The sequence below is a fragment of the Nocardioides sp. T2.26MG-1 genome (assembly GCF_950101795.1).
Taxonomy (GTDB): Bacteria; Actinomycetota; Actinomycetes; order Propionibacteriales; family Nocardioidaceae; genus Nocardioides.
Genome location: NZ_CATNLZ010000001.1, coordinates 227,483 through 248,059 on the forward strand (window position 1 = coordinate 227,483; position 20,577 = coordinate 248,059).

General features: G+C 71.0%; 11 protein-coding genes. 4 read left to right on the forward strand and 7 right to left on the reverse strand.

Translation table 11 applies throughout. The features are described 5' to 3' along the window. The first annotated feature begins 5 nt into the window (after positions 1 to 5). From QQZ14_RS01115 to QQZ14_RS01130, 4 genes are all read left to right on the forward strand, one after another. Positions 6 to 3,086: an ABC transporter permease gene (locus tag QQZ14_RS01115; RefSeq protein WP_284532312.1), complete on the forward strand. Its 3,081-nt coding sequence runs from the start codon at positions 6 to 8 to the stop codon at positions 3,084 to 3,086. Between the two features lie 74 nt (positions 3,087 to 3,160). Next, entirely contained in the window at positions 3,161 to 5,716 is a 2,556-nt protein-coding gene (locus QQZ14_RS01120; protein WP_284532313.1) for an FtsX-like permease family protein, read from the forward strand. After that, the gene (locus tag QQZ14_RS01125) at positions 5,713 to 6,612 is read left to right on the forward strand and encodes an ABC transporter ATP-binding protein (protein WP_284532314.1); all 900 of its coding nucleotides are present in this window, start codon (positions 5,713 to 5,715) and stop codon (positions 6,610 to 6,612) included. The genes QQZ14_RS01120 and QQZ14_RS01125 overlap by 4 nt, the downstream gene beginning before the upstream one ends. Continuing rightward, positions 6,609 to 7,295 (forward strand): ABC transporter ATP-binding protein, encoded by a 687-nt coding sequence (locus QQZ14_RS01130; protein WP_284532315.1) that lies wholly within the window; start codon positions 6,609 to 6,611, stop codon positions 7,293 to 7,295. Before QQZ14_RS01125 ends, QQZ14_RS01130 begins: the two co-directional genes overlap by 4 nt. 346 nt (positions 7,296 to 7,641) lie before the next feature. On the opposite strand, the gene QQZ14_RS01135 is transcribed toward QQZ14_RS01130, so the two are convergent. The 7 genes from QQZ14_RS01135 to QQZ14_RS01165 all read right to left on the reverse strand — a co-directional run bounded on the left by QQZ14_RS01135 (position 7,642) and on the right by QQZ14_RS01165 (position 20,577). Next, complete coding sequence (locus tag QQZ14_RS01135) at positions 7,642 to 11,514, reverse strand: DNA-directed RNA polymerase subunit beta' (protein WP_284532316.1); 3,873 nt, start codon at positions 11,512 to 11,514, stop codon at positions 7,642 to 7,644. A 129-nt stretch (positions 11,515 to 11,643) separates the two neighbouring features. Then, a complete protein-coding gene (rpoB, locus tag QQZ14_RS01140; RefSeq protein ID WP_284532317.1) occupies positions 11,644 to 15,144 on the reverse strand; it encodes a DNA-directed RNA polymerase subunit beta in 3,501 nt (1,166 codons plus the stop codon). Between the two features lie 205 nt (positions 15,145 to 15,349). Next, entirely contained in the window at positions 15,350 to 16,138 is a 789-nt protein-coding gene (locus QQZ14_RS01145) for a J domain-containing protein (protein WP_284532318.1), read from the reverse strand. Positions 16,139 to 16,149: 11 nt separating this feature from the next. After that, complete coding sequence (locus QQZ14_RS01150) at positions 16,150 to 16,731, reverse strand: hypothetical protein (RefSeq protein WP_284532319.1); 582 nt, start codon at positions 16,729 to 16,731, stop codon at positions 16,150 to 16,152. Continuing rightward, positions 16,728 to 18,002 (reverse strand): MCE family protein, encoded by a 1,275-nt coding sequence (locus tag QQZ14_RS01155; protein ID WP_284532320.1) that lies wholly within the window; start codon positions 18,000 to 18,002, stop codon positions 16,728 to 16,730. Before QQZ14_RS01155 ends, QQZ14_RS01150 begins: the two co-directional genes overlap by 4 nt. Next, complete coding sequence (locus tag QQZ14_RS01160) at positions 17,999 to 19,432, reverse strand: MCE family protein (RefSeq protein ID WP_284532321.1); 1,434 nt, start codon at positions 19,430 to 19,432, stop codon at positions 17,999 to 18,001. The genes QQZ14_RS01155 and QQZ14_RS01160 overlap by 4 nt, the downstream gene beginning before the upstream one ends. Next, entirely contained in the window at positions 19,429 to 20,577 is a 1,149-nt protein-coding gene (locus QQZ14_RS01165) for an MCE family protein (protein WP_284532322.1), read from the reverse strand. Before QQZ14_RS01165 ends, QQZ14_RS01160 begins: the two co-directional genes overlap by 4 nt.

Sequence of the window (20,577 nt, forward strand, 5' to 3'; positions counted from 1 at the left end):
AACGCTTGCTCGTCATCCGGCGGGCCCGGGTCCACGGGCCGCTCCTCGCTGCGTTCGTCGGCACCGCGATGCTCCTGTGCGGCGTGGCGGTCGCGATCGTCGGCCGGGTCGACGCCGCCGTCGACGACGGTGCCCGGGCGGTCGCGTCCCGGCACGCTGGCGCGGATCTCGCGCTGCGCGCGTCGCTCAACCTGGCCGCGGACGCCGAGCGCCAGGACCAGCAGGTCCGGGCCGCGCTCACCCGCTCCCTGGCGGCGGCCGCCACGCCACTCGCCACGGACCGCACCGTCGCCGGGGAGGCCATGCTCGTGCCGCACCCCGGCGGAGGGGGCGAGGAGCGGGCCGTCACCGCGATGAGCGTCCCCGACCTACCGGCTCGAGCCGACCTGGTGGCCGGGTCCTGGGCCGAGGGTGACGACGACGTGATGGTCCAGGCCGACGCCGCGGACGAGCTGGGGGTGCGCCCCGGGAAGGACGTGGTCCTCGGCGGCGTGCGGCTGCACGTCGCCGGCACCTGGCGGGCGCGCGACCACCTCGACCCGCGCTGGATGGGCGACCCGCAGGTGGCGGTGGGCAGCGACGACGGCCAGTTCGGCCCGGTGGTGGTGGCCGAGACCCGATGGGCGGACGTGGCCGCCGAGCCCCGGGCGCGCTGGGTCGTCGTCCCCGACCTCCGGGACGTGACCGCGGCGGACCTCGACGCCGTCGCCACGGCCCGCGACCGCCTCGCCCTGGACTGGACCGGACGCGTGGACGACGCCGAGAGCCTGCAGGTGGACGGCGGGCTGCCGGCCGTCGCCCGCGAGGTGGCACTCCGGACCGACGGCCTGCGCTCCGCGGAGCCGGTGGTCCTGCTGCTGCTCGCCGTCGTCGGCCTCGTCACGCTCGCCGCGTTGGCCCGGCTGTTCGCCGCCACGCACGCCCAGGAGCTCTCGCTGCTCTGGGCACGGGGAGCCTCGTCGGTCTCGCTGGCCCGGTCGGCGGCGACCGAGGCCGCAGCCGCCGCAGCGGTCGGCGGGTGCGTGGGCGCGACACTCGCACTCGTCGGCGCGTCCGCGCTCGGCTCGCAGACGTCGCGACCGGCCACGACGATCGCCGCGGCCGGGCTCGCCGTCGCGGCGGTGGCCGGAGCGGTGGCCGTGCTCACCGGCGTCCAGGTCCGCCAAAGCGCCGAGTCGCACGCGTGGCGGGGACCGACCGGGCGCGCGGGCCGGTTGATCGGACCGGGCCTGGTCGCCCTGGTCGTCGCCGGAGCCGCGCTCGCGGTCTGGCAGCTCCGGTCCTACGGCTCCCCGGTCACCGTGGCCTCCGACGGCGTCCCTGCGGTCGACCCGGTCGCCGTGGCCGCGCCCCCGGCACTCCTCGTCGCCGTCGTGCTGCTCGCCCTGATGCTCTTCCCCGTCGCCGCCGGGCTCGCCGAGCACCGCGCCCGCGGCGCGGACACCGACGTCACCCGGCTGCTGGCGGCTCGCTCGCTCGCCCGCCGGCTGGTCCCGGTCACCGCACCGGTCCTCGTCGTGGCCATCGCCACCGCGGCCCTGGTGAGCGCCGCATCGTACGGCCGCACCTGGGCCGACGAGTTCGACACGACGCGACAGCTGCGTGCCGGCGCCGACGTACGGGTGTCGACCGGCGACACCGGCACCTCCGGCGCGACGCTCGACGCGATCGCCGACCTGCCGGGCGTCCGGGCGGTGGCGCCCGTCGGTGTGCAGCTCGGCGGCGACTTCGGCTCCCTGGTGGAGGTCAGCCCGGCCGCACTGGACATGCTCGGCCGAGGGTTCTCCGACGACCCCGAGAGGGGCCGGGTCGCCAAGGCCCTCACCAGCCGTACGTCGGCACCCGAGCTGCCCCCCGAGGCCACCGGCGTCCGCGTCGTGCTGGAGGCCGACGGCCTGGCCGCACCGCCGCAGGTGACGCTCTGGGTGGCCGATCCCGCCGGTGCGCTGCGAGCCGTGACGGTGGGCACCGAGGCGGACGCCGGCTCCGGCACGCTCTCCTACTCGGCGCCGCTGCCGGCCGACCGCTCGGGCCTCGACGGCCCGCGGACGATCGCCGCCCTCGACCTCGACATCGAGCCCGGAGCTCGCGCCGTCGACGACCCGGCCCGCCTCGGACTGGTCGCCATCACGGCGACCGGTACCAGTGCGGACCAACCGCTCGAGGACGAGACCTGGACGGCTCAGCTCCCCGGCGGCGAGGAGCTCGCCCTGGCGCCCGGGGAGGACGCCCCCTCCGGGGACGCGCTCGTGGACCCCTCCAACCGCAGGATCCGGCTCAGCCCGTCGTTCGCGCCCGGGACGCCCGACGGGGCACGGGTGCCCGTCGTCCTCTCACAGACAGCCGCGGACCGGCTCGACCTGGGGGTCGGCGACCCCGTCGAGCTGTCGATCGACGGCACCTACGAGCAGCTCCAGACCACGGTCGCCGCGGTCGTGCCGGCCGTGCCCGGAGCCCCGGAGGAGTCCGCGGCGCTCGTCGACCTGCGCGCGGTGAACCAGGCTCGGCTCCACGACCAGGAGGTCGTGGCACCGCCCACCGACCTCTGGGTCAAAACCGGCGATCCCGAGGGCGTGACCGCCGAGCTGCGCCGCCTGCTGCCAGCGAACAGCCGCATCGACACCGGCACCGACGCCGCGGGGCGCTCGGTGCTGGCGACCGGCGCGGTCATGTGGTGGTGGGGAGCGGCCGGCTGCAGCCTGCTGGCGCTCCTCGCGCTCGACACCGTCGCACGAGGGCAGCTGCGCTCGCGCCGCGGCGACGTCGCGGTGCTCCGGGCGCTGGGCCTCTCGGTGCGCAGCCAGCAGCGGCTCCGCGGCCGCGAGCTGGCGTGGACCGTCTCCTTCGGTCTGGTCGCCGGCCTGGTCGCCGGCGTCGCGGTGTCTCTGCTGACCGTGCCGCAGCTCGCCCGCGCCGCCGTACCCGAGCCCTATCCGACGATCGCCACCAGCCTCGGCGTGGACGTGCGCGGCCTGCTCGGCGGGGCGGCGCTCCTGGTGGGCGGCCTGGCGCTCGGCGTCGCGGCGTACGCCTGGCGCGTCGGCGTCGAGGCCCGCCGCGCCGGCGGTCCGGGGGCCGAACGATGACGCGTCGCTCGCACATCGGTGTCGCGGGGCTGCTCCGTCACCACCTCTCCACGGGGACGCGTGCCTCACTCCTGGTGGCCCTCCTCGTAGGCGCCACGGTCGTGGGCGTCGCCCTCGCGCCGCGCGCCCTCGCCCGGCTCGGGGACCGGGAGCTGCGCCACGCACTGGAGAAGACATCGGCGACCCAGCTCGACCTGGCCGGCGTCGGCCAGCCTGGGGCCAAGGCCTACGCCCAGGGCCTCGAGGGGCCCTACGCCCACGCCGCGCTGGTGATCGGCAACATCCGCCAGGCGCTCCCGCAGCCGCTGCAGTCCCTGGTGGGCGACCCGCACTGGCTGGTGCGGACGCCGGCCCAGTCCGTGACCGTGACCCGCGGCCAGGACCTCAACCTCCACGTCCGGCTCGGCATCGACCTCTCCTGGAAGGACCTGGTCCGTCCAGTGCAGGGCGAGCTGCCCGACACGTACGACGGGCGCGGGCCGATCGGCATCGCCGTGCCGCGGGCGCTGGCCGAGCGCGCCGACCTCCGCGTCGGCGACCGGCTCCCGAGCGACCCCGGAAAGCTCCGGGTGACCGCGATCGTCGACGTCGTCGACCCCGACGGCGGCTATGCCGCCCACACCGGCGACCTGGTGAGGCCCACGGTCACGGTGTCGCCTGGCTTCCCCTCCACCGTCACCGGGACGGTCCTCGTCGCACCCGACTCGGCGCGAGCGCTGGAGCCGCTCCTGGCCAGCGGCACGCTCACGGGATGGCTCCCGGTCGACGGGTCGCGGGTCTCGTACACCGAGGCCGACGCGCTCGTGCCGGAGGCCCGGAGGCTGGCGAGCAACCCGGTCGAGCTCCCCGAGGGCGGGCGGTTGGCCTTGCGCACCGGGCTCGCCGACATCGTCGAGCAGACCAGTGACCGGATTGAGTCGACGTACGCACTGTTCGCGCTCGCGTTCTCGGGCCTTGCGGGCGTGCTCGGCGCCGTCTTCGCGCTCGGGGTGCAGACGGTCGTCGCCCGGCGGCGGCCTGCACTCGCACTGGCCTCGGCCCGCGGTGCCGGCGAGGTGCAGGTCCGCGGCGTGATGGTGCTCGAAGGCCTGCTGATCACGCTCCCCGTGTCGGCGGTCGCGATCCGCGCCGTCACCTCCCTCGTGCCTGCGGCCGTCGGCCCGGTCGGCCGTCTGCTGCCCTGGGCGGTCGCGGCGCTGGTGCCCGTCCTCTTCGGGGTGCTGACCACCACGCGGGCGCTGCGCGAGCCGCGCCAGGACCTGCAGGTGCGCACCCGCAGCCGGGTCCGCTGGGTGCTCGAGGTCGGCGTGGCCGGCCTCGCCGTCCTCTCCCTGCTCGCGCTCGATCGGCGCGGCGTGGTCGAGTCGAGCCGCGCCGTGGGCATCGACCCGCTCGTCGTGGCCGCCCCGATCCTGCTGGTGACGGCGGTGTGCGCCGCCGCGCTGCGCGTGTATCCCTGGCCGCTCGCGGTGCTGCAGCGCTCGCTGCGGTCCCGCCGCGGCCCGGTCGCCGTCCTCGGGGCAGCCCGGGCAGTGCGTCAGCCGGCCCTCGGGTTCGCCGCGGCCCTGGCCCTCGTGGTCGGTCTCGCCGTGGTCACGTTCTCGGCCGTGATGGCCTCGACGATCCGGTCCGGGCTCGAGCACGCGGCGCGGGAGGCGGTCGGGGCCGACGTCCGGCTCTCGGCCTCGGCCTTCGACGAGGGGGACCTCGACGCCGTACGCCGGCTCGCCGGTGTCGACGAGGCCGTCCGGCTGTCGGTCCGCTCCGGGGTCGAGCTCGATCTCGGCCGCACCGCTCACGTCGACGTGGTCGTCACCGACACCGCCGCGCTGCACACGGTCCGGCCGGACCTGCCCGCGCTGACGGGCGAGTACCCGACCCCGATCCTCCTCGGCACCGACCGAGAGGAGAGAGCAGACAGCGTCCTCTTCGAGTCCCGGCCGGCCCACCTGGTGGACGTCGTTGCCCGCGAGCTGCTCCCGGGGCTGGACCACCGCTGGGTGCTCGTCGACGAGTCCGCCCTGCCACCGGGCGCAGCGCGGGGAGACAGCCGGCGCCAGGAGGTGCTCATCCGGGTGGCACCGGGCGCCGACGCGGCCGACGTCGCAGACCGGGCCGCGGGCGTCGCGGGGCGATCTGGCGTCGACGTCGAGGTGGTCGATGTCGAGGGCGAGCGCGCGGCTGCCGAGTCCTCCCCCCTCGTGGGTGGCCTGCAGCCGGCGCTCCTCGTCGCGGCACTGGCAGCCCTCCTGCTCACGTTGGTCACGGTCGTGCTGGCCTCACTGGCCGCGGCCCGCGCGCGACAGCAGCTGCTCGGTGTCCTGCGCATCCTGGGGATGTCCCCGCGCCAGCTGCGTGGCGTGACCGCGTGGGAGCTCGGGCCGATCGCCGTGGTCGCGGTCGCGGTCGGGACCGCCGTCGGGCTGGCGCTGCCCCGCGTGGTCACGCGAGCACTCGACCTGCGTCCGTTCGTCGGCGGCCGGACGTCGCCCACACCGGTGGTCGAGCCCGCGCTCGTGCTCGCCGGGGTGGGCGCGTTCGTCGTCGTCGTGGTGGTCGCCGGTCTCCTCGCCGTCGCGGTCGGGCGCCGAGTGGCGCCCGCCGTCACCGTCAAGATGGGGGAACGTTGAGCACACAGCCGGCACAGCCAGCACAGATCGAGTGCACCGACCTGGTGCGGATCTTCTCCGCCGAGGGCGTCGAGGTGCAGGCGCTGCAGGGTCTCACCCTGCGCGTCGAGCGGGGCGAGCTCACCGCCATCGTCGGCGCCTCCGGGTCGGGAAAGTCGACCCTGCTCACGATCCTGTCGGGCCTCGACGTCCCCAGCGCCGGGTCCGCGCGGGTCGCGGGCCACGACCTGCTCGCCATGGGCACCCGCGAGCGCACGGCGTACCGACGCCACACCGTCGGGTTCGTGTGGCAGCAGACCTCGCGCAACCTGCTCCCCTACCTGACCGGGGCGGAGAACGTCGCGATGGCGCTCGCCGTCGCGCGCTCGCCCCGGCGACAGCGGGCAGGTCGCGTCGACGAGCTCCTCGAGCTCCTCGGGGTCGCGTCCGTCCGCGACCGGCCGCCCGCGCAGATGTCGGGCGGCCAGCAGCAGCGGGTGGCGATCGCCGTCGCCCTGGCCAACGAGCCTGAGGTGCTGTTCGCCGACGAGCCGACCGGCGAGCTCGACGAGGTCAGCTCCCAGGGCGTGTTCGACGCGCTGCGCGACGTCAACGAGCGGCTCGGGGTGACCGTGCTGATCGTCACCCACGACCAGCGGGTCTCCCAGCAGGTCCGCCGGACCGTGCAGATCCGCGACGGCCGGCTCTCGACCGAGGTGCTGCGCAGCACCCGGCTCGACGAGCACGGGGTCGAGCAGCACCACGCCGAGGAGTACGCCGTGCTCGACCGGGTCGGCCGGCTCCAGCTCCCCCAGGAGTACCTCACGTCGCTGTCGCTCAAGGACCTGGTCCGGCTGGAGCTGGACACCGACCACGTCAAGGTCCACCCCACGACCGGCGAGGAGGCCCCGTCGTGAGCCAGTCGACCGCGCTGCGCTGCGAGGAGCTCACCCGCACCTACGGGTCGGGCGACACCGCCGTCCACGCCCTGCGGCAGGTCTCGCTCGCGGTGCCGGCCGGCGAGCTCCTGGTGCTGCGCGGGCCGTCGGGCTCGGGCAAGACCACGCTGCTCAACCTTCTCGGCGGCCTCGACCGCCCCACCTCGGGACGGGCGTGGCTGGGCGAGCGCGAGGTGACGTCGGCGTCCGAGGCCGAGCTGACCGAGCTGCGCCGCGACCACATCGGATACGTCTTCCAGTCCTTCGCACTGCTCCCGGTGCTCTCCGCAGCCGAGAACGTCGAGCTCCCGCTGCGCATCCGGGGTGCGTCCGTCGCCGAGCGCGACGCCCGCGTCGCGGAGCTCTTGGAGGTGGTCGGGCTGTCGGCCCATGCCAACCAGCGCCCCGCCGAGCTCTCCGGCGGCCAGCAGCAGCGGCTCGGCATCGCCCGGGCGCTCGCCAACGACCCGAGCCTGCTCATCGCCGACGAGCCGACAGGACAGCTCGACAGCGTCAATGCCGAGGCGATGATGTCGCTCATCGCCGCCCTCGTGCACCAGCGCGGCGTGGCTGCCGTGGTCTCCACCCACGACCCGCGGATGGCGGTGTACGCCGACCGGGTGATCGACCTCCACGACGGCCGGCTGGCCGCCCCTGTCTGACGCCGAGCCGGGCTCTCCTGCTGAAGGCTGGGTGGGGCGGGTGTCCTCCCCGACCTGTGGTCGCCGCGGGAGGTCATACGTTTCGTGGCCTAGGACCCCCAGATCGTATGACGTCCTGCGCGCCAGACCCGGCGGGCGCCGACCCGCCTGCCCCCACACAAACAGCACGTGCGCCGACTCCCCAGCGCGTCTGCACGACCCGGGACCCGGAGTCGGCGCTGGCTGAGTGGTCGATCACCCACCAGCGCAATGGATCTCGACGCACCAACGCCCGCCCACGCAAGCGTGGGCGGGCGTTGGCTTGCTCGATCTGGCTCCTGGTTATCAGGACTGCGCGCTTGCGCGCTCAGTTCTGATAGGACCCGAAGTCGAAGTCGTCCAGGGCGACGGCCTGGCCGGTGCCGTTGCCGAACTCGTAGTCGTAGGAGTCGTAGCCGGTGACGGAGTACGCCGCGGCCCGGGCCTCCTCGGTGGGCTCCACCCGGATGTTGCGGTACCGCTCGAGGCCGGTACCGGCCGGGATCAGCTTGCCGATGATCACGTTCTCCTTCAGGCCGCGCAGCGAGTCGCTGCGCCCGTGGATCGCCGCGTCGGTGAGCACCCGGGTGGTCTCCTGGAAGGAGGCCGCCGAGAGCCACGACTCGGTCGCCAGCGAGGCCTTGGTGATGCCCATGAGCACCGGACGACCCGAGGCCGGCTTGCCACCCTCGGAGACCACGCGCCGGTTCTCCTCCTCGAACCGCACCCGGTCGACGAGGTCGGACGGGAGCAGGTTGGTGTCACCGGACTCGATCACCGTGATCCGGCGCAGCATCTGCCGCACGATGATCTCGATGTGCTTGTCGTGGATCGACACACCCTGCGAGCGGTACACGGCTTGGACCTCGTCCACCAGGTGCTCCTGCGCCCGGCGCACACCCAGGATCCGCAGGACGTCCTGCGGGTCGGGCGTGCCGACCGTGATCATCTGGCCGACCTCGATGTGGTCGCCGTCCGCGACGAGCAGGCGGGACCGCTTCGAGACGGGGTACTCCTGGACCTCGGAGCCGTCGTCGGGAGTGATCAGGACCTTGCGGGCCTTGTCGCTCTCCTCGATCGTGACGCGGCCGGCGGCCTCGGAGATCGGCGAGCGACCCTTGGGCGAGCGGGCCTCGAAGAGCTCGACCACACGGGGCAGACCCTGCGTGATGTCGTCGGCCGAGGCCACACCACCGGTGTGGAAGGTACGCATGGTCAGCTGCGTGCCGGGCTCACCGATCGACTGGGCCGCGATGATGCCGACGGCCTCGCCGATGTCGACGAGCTTGCCGGTCGCCAGCGACCGGCCGTAGCACTTCGCGCAGGTGCCGGTCTTGGCGTCACAGGTCAGCACGGAGCGGACCTTGACCTCCTCGACACCAGCAGCGATGAGCTCACCGATCTTGACGTCACCCAGGTCCTCACCGGCGGCGACGAGCACCTCACCCGTCTCCGGGTGGGCCACGTCGACGGCGGAGGTGCGGGCGTACGCCGCGGTCTCGGCGTTCTCGGCCTTGACCACGACGCCGTCGTCACGACGGTCGCCGATCCGCTTGGGCAGACCACGCTCGGTGCCGCAGTCGTCCTCGCGGATGATCACGTCCTGCGAGACGTCCACCAGACGACGGGTCAGGTAGCCCGAGTCGGCCGTCCGCAGCGCGGTGTCGGCCAGGCCCTTGCGGGCACCGTGGGTCGCGATGAAGTACTCGAGGACGGTCAGGCCCTCGCGGAAGTTGGACTTGATCGGGCGCGGGATGATCTCGCCCTTCGGGTTCGCCACGAGACCACGCATGGCCGCGACCTGCCGGATCTGGTTCATGTTTCCGGAGGCACCCGAGTCGACCATCATGTAGATCGGGTTGGAGCGGTCGAAGTTGGCCTCCATGGCCTTCCCGACCTCGTTCGCCGCCTGGGTCCAGATCTCGATGAGCTCCTGTCGGCGCTCCTCGTCGGTGACCAGACCGCGCTCGAACTGGGTCTGCACCTTCGCGGCCTGCTTCTCGTAGCCCTGGAGGATGGTCGCCTTCGACGCCGGCGTCGTGACGTCGTCGATGGAGACCGTGACACCGGAGAACGTGGCCCACCGGAAGCCGGTGTCCTTGAGTGCGTCCAGCGACGCCGCGACCTCGACCTTGGTGTAGCGCTCGGCCAGGTCGTTGACGATCGCGCCGAGAGCCTTCTTGCCGACCTCGTAGTTCACGTACGGGTAGTCGGGCGGGAGGGTCTCGTTGAACAGGGCCCGGCCGAGGGTGGTGTCGAGCGTGAGTGCCTGACCCGCCTCCCAGTCGGCGCCGAGCTCGAGCGGCGGGACGATGTCGGTGAACCGGATCTTGACCCGGCTCTGCAGCGAGATCTCGCCCCGGTCGAACGCCATGATCGCCTCGGCCGGCGACGCGAACGCCCGGCCCTCACCCGGCTGACCGTCACGGTCGGTGGTGAGGAAGAACAGGCCGATGATCATGTCCTGGGTCGGCATGGTCACCGGACGGCCGTCCGAGGGCTTGAGGATGTTGTTGGTCGACAGCATCAGGATCCGGGCCTCGGCCTGGGCCTCGGCGGACAGCGGCAGGTGCACGGCCATCTGGTCACCGTCGAAGTCGGCGTTGAACGCCGAGCAGACCAGTGGGTGGATCTGGATGGCCTTGCCCTCGATCAGCTGCGGCTCGAAGGCCTGGATGCCGAGGCGGTGCAGCGTGGGTGCACGGTTGAGCAGCACCGGGTGCTCGGTGATGACCTCCTCGAGGACGTCCCACACGACCGGGCGCGCGCGCTCCACCATCCGCTTCGCGGACTTGATGTTCTGCGCGTGCGAGAGGTCGACCAGACGCTTCATCACGAACGGCTTGAAGAGCTCGAGCGCCATCTGCTTGGGCAGACCGCACTGGTGCAGCTTCAGCTGCGGGCCGGAGACGATGACCGAACGACCCGAGTAGTCGACGCGCTTGCCGAGCAGGTTCTGACGGAAGCGACCCTGCTTGCCCTTGAGCATGTCGGACAGCGACTTCAGCGGCCGGTTGCCCGGGCCGGTGACGGGGCGGCCGCGGCGGCCGTTGTCGAACAGCGAGTCGACGGCCTCCTGGAGCATCCGCTTCTCGTTGTTGACGATGATCTCGGGCGCGCCGAGGTCGAGGAGCCTCTTGAGCCGGTTGTTGCGGTTGATCACGCGGCGGTAGAGGTCGTTGAGGTCGGAGGTCGCGAACCGGCCACCGTCGAGCTGCACCATCGGGCGCAGGTCCGGCGGGATCACCGGGACGGCGTCCAGCACCATGCCCTGGGGCTTGTTGCCGGTCTTGCGGAACGCGTCGACGACCTTGAGGCGCTTGAGGGCACGGACCTTGCGCTGGCCCTTGCCGTTGGCGATGGTGTCGCGCAGCGACTCCACCTCGGCCTCGATGTCGAAGCTCTCGAGGCGCTTCTGGATCGCCGTGGCGCCCATGTGGCCCTCGAAGTACTTGCCGAACCAGTTCTTCATCTCGCGGTAGAGCATCTCGTCGCCCATCAGGTCCTGGACCTTGAGGGACTTGAAGGTGTTCCACACCTCGTCGAGGCGGTCGATCTCGCGCTGGGCGCGGTCGCGCAGCTGCTTCATCTCCCGCTCGGCGCCGTCCTTGACCTTGCGACGCTGGTCGGCCTTGGCGCCCTCGGCCTCGAGGGCCGCGAGGTCCTCCTCGAGCTTCTTGGCGCGGTCGTCGATGGACTGGTCGCGGCGCTTCTCGAGACGCTCACGCTCGAGGCCGACCTTGCCCTCGAGCGAGGACAGGTCGCGGTGGCGGGCGTCCTCGTCGACGGCGGTGATCATGTAGGCCGCGAAGTAGATGACCTTCTCGAGGTCCTTCGGGGCGAGGTCGAGCAGGTAGCCGAGGCGACTCGGGACACCCTTGAAGTACCAGATGTGGGTGACCGGCGCGGCCAGCTCGATGTGGCCCATGCGCTCGCGGCGCACCTTGGACCGGGTCACCTCGACGCCGCAGCGCTCGCAGATGATGCCCTTGAAGCGGACCCGCTTGTACTTGCCGCAGTAGCACTCCCAGTCCCGGGTGGGACCGAAGATCTTCTCGCAGAAGAGGCCGTCACGCTCGGGCTTGAGCGTGCGGTAGTTGATGGTCTCCGGCTTCTTGACCTCGCCGTGGCTCCAGGTGCGGATGTCGTCCGCAGTGGCCAGGCCGATCTGAAGCTGGTCGAAGAAGTTCACGTCGAGCACGATGGCTGCTGTCCTTCGTTAGTTCTGAATCAAATCTGTGGACTGAACCCCCGGCCCTGCGACCGCAACCACAGGACCGGGGTCCCCGCGAAGTTCTCGAGCGAAGCGACGAGAACTTCGTGGGGTGGTTCAGACTTCTTCGACGCTGCTGGGCTCGCGGCGGGACAGGTCGATGCCGAGCTCCTCGGCGGCGCGGAAGACGTCCTCCTCCGCGTCGCGCATCTCGATGGCCGTGCCGTCCTGGGACAGCACCTCCACGTTGAGGCAGAGCGACTGCATCTCCTTGACGAGCACCTTGAACGACTCGGGGATGCCGGAGTCGGGGATGTTCTCGCCCTTGACGATCGCCTCGTAGACCTTGACGCGACCGGGCACGTCGTCGGACTTGATCGTGAGCAGCTCCTGGAGGGCGTAGGCGGCGCCGTACGCCTCCATCGCCCAGACCTCCATCTCGCCGAACCGCTGGCCACCGAACTGGGCCTTACCGCCCAGCGGCTGCTGCGTGATCATCGAGTAGGGGCCGGTGCTGCGCGCGTGGATCTTGTCGTCCACGAGGTGGTGCAGCTTGAGGATGTACATGTAGCCGACCGAGACGGGCTCGGGGAACGGCTCGCCGGAGCGACCGTCGAACAGGCTCGCCTTGCCGGTCTCGTCGATCACCCGCTGGCCGTCGCGGTTGGGGATCGTCGCGCCGAGCAGGCCGATGATCTCGTCCTCGCGGGCGCCGTCGAAGACCGGCGTCGCCAGCTTGGTGTTCGGCTCGGCCTTGTCGGCGCCGATCTTGATCAGCCGCTTCTTCCACGCCGAGCTGTCGGGGTCGCCGGACAGGTTGAGGTCCCAGCCCTGCTTGCCCAGCCAGCCGAGGTGCAGCTCGAGGATCTGACCGATGTTCATCCGTCGCGGCACACCCAGCGGGTTGAGCACGACGTCGACCGGCGTGCCGTCCTCCATGAACGGCATGTCCTCGACCGGCAGGATCTTCGCGATGACGCCCTTGTTGCCGTGGCGTCCGGCGAGCTTGTCGCCGACGGAGATCTTGCGCTTCTGGGCGACGTAGACCCGCACCAGCTGGTTGACGCCCGGGGGCAGCTCGTCGCCGTCCTCGCGGTCGAACACGCGGACGCCGATCACCGTGCCGGACTCGCCGTGCGGCACCTTCATCGAGGTGTCGCGCACCTCGCGCGCCTTCTCACCGAAGATCGCGCGGAGCAGCCGCTCCTCGGGGGTGAGCTCGGTCTCGCCCTTGGGCGTGACCTTGCCGACCAGCACGTCGCCGGTCGTGACCTCGGCGCCGATGCGGATGATGCCGCGCTCGTCGAGGTCGGCCAGCATCTCCTCGGAGACGTTCGGGATGTCCCGGGTGATCTCCTCGGGGCCGAGCTTGGTGTCGCGGGCGTCGACCTCGTGCTCCTCGATGTGGATCGAGGTGAGGACGTCCTCCTGCACCAGGCGCTGGCTCAGGATGATGGCGTCCTCGTAGTTGTGGCCCTGCCACGGCATGAACGCCACGAGGAGGTTGGTGCCGAGCGCCATCTCCGCCTGGTCGGTGCACGGACCGTCGGCGATGGGCGTGCCGACCTCGAGCCGGTCACCCTCACTGACCAGCGGGCGCTGGTTGATGCAGGTGCCCTGGTTGGAGCGCTTGAACTTGGCCAGCTTGTACGTCGAGTACGTGCCGTCGTCGTTCATCGTCTCGATGAGGTCGGCGGACACGTCCTTGACCACACCGGCGGCGGTCGCGACGACCACGTCACCGGCGTCGACCGCCGCGCGGTACTCGATGCCGGTGCCGACGATCGGCGAGTCGCTGCGGATCAGCGGGACGGCCTGACGCTGCATGTTGGCGCCCATGAGCGCACGGTTGGCGTCGTCGTGCTCGAGGAACGGGATCAGCGCGGTCGCCACCGACACCATCTGGCGCGGCGAGACGTCCATGTAGTCCACCTCGTCGGCCAGGATCTCGGAGACCTCGCCGTCGCGCTGGCGGACCAGCACGCGCTCCTCGGAGAAGCGGCCCTTGTCGTCGAGCGCGGCGTTGGCCTGCGCGATGACGTAGCGATCCTCGTCGTCGGCGGTCAGGTAGTCGATCTGGTCGGTGACCTTGCCCTTCTCGACCTTGCGGTAGGGCGTCTCGACGAACCCGAACGGGTTGATCCGGCCGTAGGAGGCCAGCGACCCGATCAGACCGATGTTCGGGCCTTCCGGGGTCTCGATCGGGCACATGCGGCCGTAGTGCGACGGGTGGACGTCGCGGACCTCCATGCCGGCGCGGTCGCGGGACAGACCACCGGGACCGAGCGCCGAGAGGCGACGCTTGTGCGTCAGGCCGGCGATCGGGTTGGTCTGGTCCATGAACTGCGAGAGCTGGGAGGTGCCGAAGAACTCCTTCAGCGCCGCCACCACGGGACGGATGTTGATCAGGGACTGAGGGGTGATGGCCTCGACGTCCTGGGTCGTCATCCGCTCGCGGACCACCCGCTCCATGCGGGCCAGGCCGGTGCGGAGCTGGTTCTGGATCAGCTCGCCCACCGTGCGCATGCGCCGGTTGCCGAAGTGGTCGATGTCGTCGGCCGAGATGTCGAGCGCGCCCTGGGGCGACTCGAGCTGCTCGCGGCCGTCGTGCAGCGCCACGATGTAGCGGATCGCGGCGACGACGTCGTCGATCGTCAGCGTCTGCTGGTCGAACGCCTCGACGAGACCGAGCTTCTTGTTGATCTTGTAGCGGCCGACCTTGGCGAGGTCGTAGCGCTTGGGGTTGAAGTAGTAGTTGTTCAGCAGCGTCTGCGCGGCCTCCCGCGTCGGCGGCTCGCCCGGGCGCAGCTTGCGGTAGATGTCGAGCAGCGCGTCGTCCTGGCCCTGGGTGTGGTCCTTCTCCAGGGTCAGCATCATCGACTCGTACTCGCCGAACTCCTCGCGGATCTGCTCGTTGGTCCAGCCGAGGGCCTTGAGCAGCACGGTGACGTTCTGCTTGCGCTTGCGGTCGAGGCGGACGCCGACCATGTCGCGCTTGTCGATCTCGAACTCGAGCCAGGCACCGCGGGAGGGGATGAGCTTGGCGGTGTAGATGTCCTTGTCGGACGTCTTGTCGGCGGTGCGCTCGAAGTAGACGCCCGGCGAGCGGACGAGCTGCGAGACGACGACACGCTCGGTGCCGTTGATGATGAAGGTGCCCTTGTCGGTCATGAGCGGGAAGTCGCCCATGAAGACCGTCTGGCCCTTGATCTCACCGGTGTCGTTGTTGGTGAACTCCGCCGAGACGTACAGCGGAGCGGAGTAGGTGAAGTCCTTCTCCTTGCACTCGTCGACGGTGTACTTCGGGTCGTAGAAGACCGGGTTCTCGAACGACAGCGACATCGTCTCGGAGAAGTCCTCGATCGGGGAGATCTCCTCGAAGATCTCCTGGAGACCGGACTTGCTGGAGACGTCCTCGCCCTCCGCGCGGCGACGCTCGACGGCGGCGTCCCACTTGGCGTTGCCGACCAGCCAGTCGAAGCTGTCGGTCTGGAGAGAGAGGAGCTGAGGGACTTCGAGGGGTTCGGTGATCTTTGCGAAAGAGATGCGGCGGGAGTTACCGGAGGTGGTGCGCGCGGCCAAGAGGTGTCCTTCGACGATTCGCTCTTCGATCTGCATCCAGCCCACCACAGATCAGCCACCGGGCAGGCTGAAACGCATTTGAGGGCAGACGCAAGTTCTCACCCTAGCGCACGTGCGGGCGCGCGACAAACACCGCGGCAATCGCTGCGGTCGATCATGAACGCCCGCGCCGCTCAGGTCAAGCAGGTGCCCGGCGCGTCAGGCCGGGGACTGGCGGGGGGTCGGCCGGAGATCGGTGGGGTCAGGTCGCCATGTCGGAGACCAGCCAGGCCCCGTCGACCTGGTCCATGGTCAGCGTCACCCAGTTCTTGTAGACCTCGGGCTCGGTGTACTTCTTGTTGGTCCGGGTCTGGTTGACCAGCAGGAAGACCTGCGCGTGGCCCTCGTCGGCCCGCACGATGCTCGAGCGCACGAGCGTCGCCGTGACGACCGTCTGGGTGGAGGGGGCGTTCTTCTCGATCAGCCCGGCGAAGATGCGGTCGTAGTCGGTGCGCAGCTTGCCGGTGAGGTACTGCTGGGCCGCGGCCTTGGACTCGTCCAGGTGGGCGGCGTCGTAGGACAGGATCGGCACGACCGCACGCTCGGCCGCCGCCCGTGCGGCACGGGCGTCGCCCTCGACGTCGCCCGCCGACGGCTCGCGCCCCCAGAGCACCACGACCGTGATCACCAGGGCGAGCGTGAGTGCCCCGGCCACCGCGAGGAGCCAGCCGGGCACGGCGGCGACGCGCCCGGCGGGCGCCGCGGCCTCGCTGCCGGCGGGTGCGGCCGGCTCGACGGGCGCACTCGGGTCGACGGGCTCGACCGGTTCGGCCGGCTCGACCTCGGGTGCCGCGGCGGCGAGCTCGGCGTCGTACGCCGCTCGCCGCCTGGGGTCGAGGAGCACCTCGGCCGCCTGGTTGAGCACCGCGAAGCGGCGGTCGGTGGGGTCGAGGTCGGCGATCTGCGCACGCCAGGCGGTGCGGACCTCCTCGGCCGGGGCGTCGGGTGCGACGCCCAGCAGGTCGTACCAGCTCGGAGCGGGTGTGCTCATCGGTGGGGTGCTCATTCGGAGCCCTCCCCCGTCACCGGCGCGTAGTCGTCGACCAGCCACGTGCCGTCGGACTTCACGAGGTCGACCTCCCACCGCAGCACGTCCTGGTCGGCGTCGACGCGCTTGGCGTCGTCGTCGGGGTGCTTGGGGGCGGGGTAGGACCCGGTGAGGCCCGCGGCGACGATCGCGGTGGCCGAGTCGGCGTCCATCGACTCAACGCCGACGCCGAAGACCTTCGCGGACCGGCCGTAGCCCGCCTGCGCGACGGTCTGCTCGGCGATCGGGAGGCCGGACTTCTCGAAGTCGGTCGCGAACTTCGGGGTGATCACCTCGAGGACCTGGTCGCGGTACGCCGGGAGGTGGCCCTTGTCGTCGAGCTGGTCGGGGCCATAGGTGTTGAGCCGGAGCACGAACTGACGGGTCTGCGCCATCACCGCGTCCCGCTCCGCCTGCGCGTCGTCGGCCTCGCCTCGGCGATCGGTCAGCAGCCAGACCAGGACACCCGCGGAGGCGAGCAGCAGGACGACGAGCACGACCAGGAGGACGAGGCGGAAGGTGGCGGAACGCGGCGTCTCATCAGTCCTGGTCGTCACGGCACCAGGGGCTGGAGGAACAGCCACTTCCACGACTCCTCTCCGAAGGCTTGGGGGGCCAACGTACCGGTCGGCGCCAGGACGGGGTCGATCTTGGGCCCCCAGTGGAGCTTGCCGGTGTCGGGGTCGTACGACGCGACCGGTGCGCGGTAGGCGGCGCCCGCACGCGGGAGGTTCTGCGGCCCCCGCGCGTTGCTCATCGTCGCAGGCTCGGTGCACCCGGCCATGGTGTTCATCGGCCGGTTGCTGCCGTCCTGCGGCGGCCGCGTGTCGGTGCCCTCGTAGCCGTGGTGGCACACCGGGTTGTCGGTGATGATCAGCCCGAAGTGCGCGTCGTACAGGCCGGTGTCCGGGGACTTGGAGACCACGGTGAAGCCGCCCTCGACGACGTAGGGGTAGATCACCAGGATCTGCTCGACGCCGGGCAGGTGCTTGACGATGACCTCGCCGGTGATCGTCAGGTTGTTGAACAGCTCGGCGAGGTCGACCTCGTTGTCCTGGAGGAACGTGCGCAGCTGGGTCGCCGCCTCGGAGCCGTCGTCGATGACCGTGCGCAGGTCGGCGTCGGAGCCCGCGAGCGAGCCGCTGAAGAGGCTGAGCTGGCGGGCGAAGTTCTGGATCGCGCTCGCCTTGTCGACCTGGCCGTTGAGGACGGTGTTGCTGTCGCGGATCAGGGCCGTCGTCACGTCGAAGTTGTCGTTGGCCTCCTGGATGAAGGCGTTGCCGGTGTCGATGATCCGCTGCAGGTCGGCGCCCGTGCCGGCGAAGGCCTCGCCGAGCTCGGTGACCGTGGTGCTGAGCGCCTGCTTGTCGACCGACTCCACGGTGTCGGAGATGTCGGTGAGCAGCTTCTGCGTCGCGATCGGGGTGCGGGTGTCGGCGACCGCGATCTGGGAGTCGTCGTCGAGATAGGGACCGGAGTCGACCTGCGGCTGGAGCTCGACGTACTGCTCGCCGACGGCCGAGCGGTTGCCGACCACCGCGAGCGAGTCGGAGGGGATGTCGTCCCAGGAGTTGTCGATGTCGAGGTAGACGTCGACGCCGTCGTCGGTGAGCTTCAGCTTGCCCACCTCGCCGACCTGCACGCCGCGGTAGGACACCTCGCCGCCGGCGAAGATCCCGCCGGAGTCCTGGAAGTGGGCGACCACGGTGTAGTGGTCGTCGAAGAAGACCCGGTCGAGTCGGGCGTAGCGGGCACCGACGTAGCTGACGCCGAGCAGCGTGATCGCCACGAACACGAGCAGCTGCGTGCGAGTACGGCGCGTGATCATCGGGTCACCATCCCCGGGACGAGCAGGCGGACCAGGGCGGGGTCGAAGAGCTGGCTGAGCTGGCCCATCGTCGGACCCCGCGGCGAGGCCGACGGCCCGGCCCCGGCGCGGCCCAGGCCCAGCAGTCCGGTCAGGTCGGGCAGGCTCGGCAGGCTGGTCGGCAGCGCGGTCGGCAGCCCGGCGTCGGGCAGTCCGGGGATCTGGTTGACGATCCGGCAGACGACGGTGTCCTCGTTCTTCTTCTTCAGGCAGGCGTCGCGCAGCTTGGCCAGACCCTGGACGCTGCTCAGCAGCTTCTGGCAGGGCTTGCTGGTGATGTCGCCGCTGCGGATGCAGCGGGTTACCCGGTCCAGGAGCACGGTCGGGTCCAGGTCGCTCGGTAGCAGCGTCGGCAGCCCGGTCGGGACCCCGCTGATGCCACCGGAGAGATCGACGTCCAGCTCGACCGACAGGTTGGTGTAGTCGCCCATGTGCAGGTTGCGCGCCACCTGCGGGTCACGGCCGACGACCTCGTCGACGAACGGATAGGTCAGGAACACGTTGAACGACTTCACGAAGGCGTCGCCGGAGTTGGCGAGCTCGGTCAGCACGGGGTTGAGCTGGCGCAGGGACTCGATCGTCGCGTCCTTGGACGCGTTGATGACCTCGACCCCCACCCCGCCGAGCCGGTTGAGGGCGCCGAGCATCTTGACCAGGTCGTCGCGCTGCTTGTCCAGCGACGTGAGCGCGTTCGGCAGCTCGTCGAGCGCGGCGTCGATGGAGCCCTGCTGACGGCGCACCGAGATCGCCAGGTTGTTGAGCGAGTCGATCGCGTCGACGATGTCCTGCTTGTTCTCGTCGAGCTGGCCCATGAAGTCGCTGATCTGGGTGAGCACCGACCGGGCGGCGCCCTCGCGTCCGTCGAGGGCCTTGTTGAGCTCGACCGCGATCGTCTTCAGCTGCGCGACCCCACCACCGTTGAGCAGCAGGCTGAGCGCGCCGAGAACCTCCTCGACCTCGGGGTTGCGGCCGGTGTCGTCGAGGCCGATCGTGGCACCGTCGGCGAGCTCGCCGGTCGCCGGCTCGTCGGTGGGCGGACCGAGCGACACGAACTTCTCACCGAGCAGGCTCGTCTGCCGGATCTCGGCCACGGTGTTGGCGGGCAGCTCGACGTCGTTGCGCAGCGCCAGGGTGAGCTCCGCGTGGCCGTCGACGAGGTCGACGTCGGTCACCTGGCCGACGCTGATGTCGTTGACCTTGACCGTGGACATCGGGACCAGGTCGAGCACGTCGCGGAACTCGGCGGTGACCGTGATGGGGTCGTTCCCGACGTCGGTGCCGCCCGGCAGCGGCAGGCTGTAGACGTCGAAGTCGCAGCCGGTCAGCAGCAGCGCGCCGGCGACGGCGGCGACCACCGCCTTGGCCATCCCGCGCCTCCTGGTGGTCCTCATCGGGTCACCTCCACGAGGCCGGCGAGGCTGCGGTCGAACAGGTCGACCGACGAGCGGGGGGTGCCCTTGGCACCGGTCCCGGGGCGCGGCAGCGCCTGCTGCACGAGGTCGCACAGGGCGCCGGAGGTGTCGGCCTGGCTCAGGAACCCGCACAGGAACGTCGAGGGGTCGGACTCGATCTGGTTGATGACCTCGCCCATGTTCGCGTTGGTGTCGAGGGTGCCGGCCTCGGGGTTGTAGGTCAGCGCGAGGTTGTTCAGCGCCAGCGGCGCCGAGTCGAGGATGTGGTCGAGCTCGGAGCGCCGCTTCACCAGGACCTTCGAGACCCGGTTGAGCCCGGAGATGTTGCGGCCGAGGACCTCACGGTTCTCCTTCACGAACGTCGAGACCTGACCCAGGGCGGTCGCGAGGTTGCTCAGTGACGCCGAGAGCTCCTGCCGCTCGCCCGACAGCATCGAAGACACCTCGGAGAGCGACTGGTTGAACTTGCGGACCGTCGTGTCGTTCTTCGCCAGGGTCCCGATGAAGCCCTCCAGCTCCCGGGCGGACCCGAACAGCTCGTCCTTGTTGTCGTCGAGCGTCTGGCTGAGCTTGCCGAAGTCCTTGATCGTCTGGTGGAAGGTGGCGCCCTGACCGCCGAAGTTCTTCGCCGTCGTCTCGAGCAGGTCGGAGAACGCGCCGTTGCGGTTGGCGCCGGTCGGGCCGAGGGCGACCGTCAGGTCGTCGAGGCTGCTGTAGATCTGGTCGAGCTCGAGCGGGACCGCCGTACGGTCCACGTCGAGCACCGCGCCGTCGGCGAGCTTCTCGCCTCCGGTGAAGACCGGAGTGAGCTGCACGAACCGGTCGCCGACGATCGACGGGGCGACGATCACGGCCTTCGCGTCGGCGGGGACGTCGACGTCGGCGTCGTAGGACATCGTGACGGCGACGTCGGTGCCGGCGGGCGTCACCGAGTCGACCTTGCCCACCGGCACGCCGAGGACCCGCACGTCGCTGCCCTCGTAGATGGAGATCGTGCGCGGGAAGTGCGCGGTCAGCGTCTTGGTGTCGTCGCCGCGGAACATCGTGAACGCCGCGGCGACGAGCAGGAGCACCAGGACGACGGGGACGACGGCCCGCTTGAGGAGGAGGACGGTGTTCGCCAT

Coding starts and splice junctions, on each gene's coding strand:
- rpoB (WP_284532317.1), bottom strand. CDS start 15,144: ATGCAGATCGAAGAGCGAATCGTCGAAGGACACCTCTTGGCCGCGCGC.
- QQZ14_RS01145 (WP_284532318.1), bottom strand. CDS start 16,138: ATGAGCACACCCGCTCCGAGCTGGTACGACCTGCTGGGCGTCGCACCC.
- QQZ14_RS01155 (WP_284532320.1), bottom strand. CDS start 18,002: ATGATCACGCGCCGTACTCGCACGCAGCTGCTCGTGTTCGTGGCGATC.
- QQZ14_RS01160 (WP_284532321.1), bottom strand. CDS start 19,432: ATGAGGACCACCAGGAGGCGCGGGATGGCCAAGGCGGTGGTCGCCGCC.
- QQZ14_RS01165 (WP_284532322.1), bottom strand. CDS start 20,577: ATGGCGAACACCGTCCTCCTCCTCAAGCGGGCCGTCGTCCCCGTCGTC.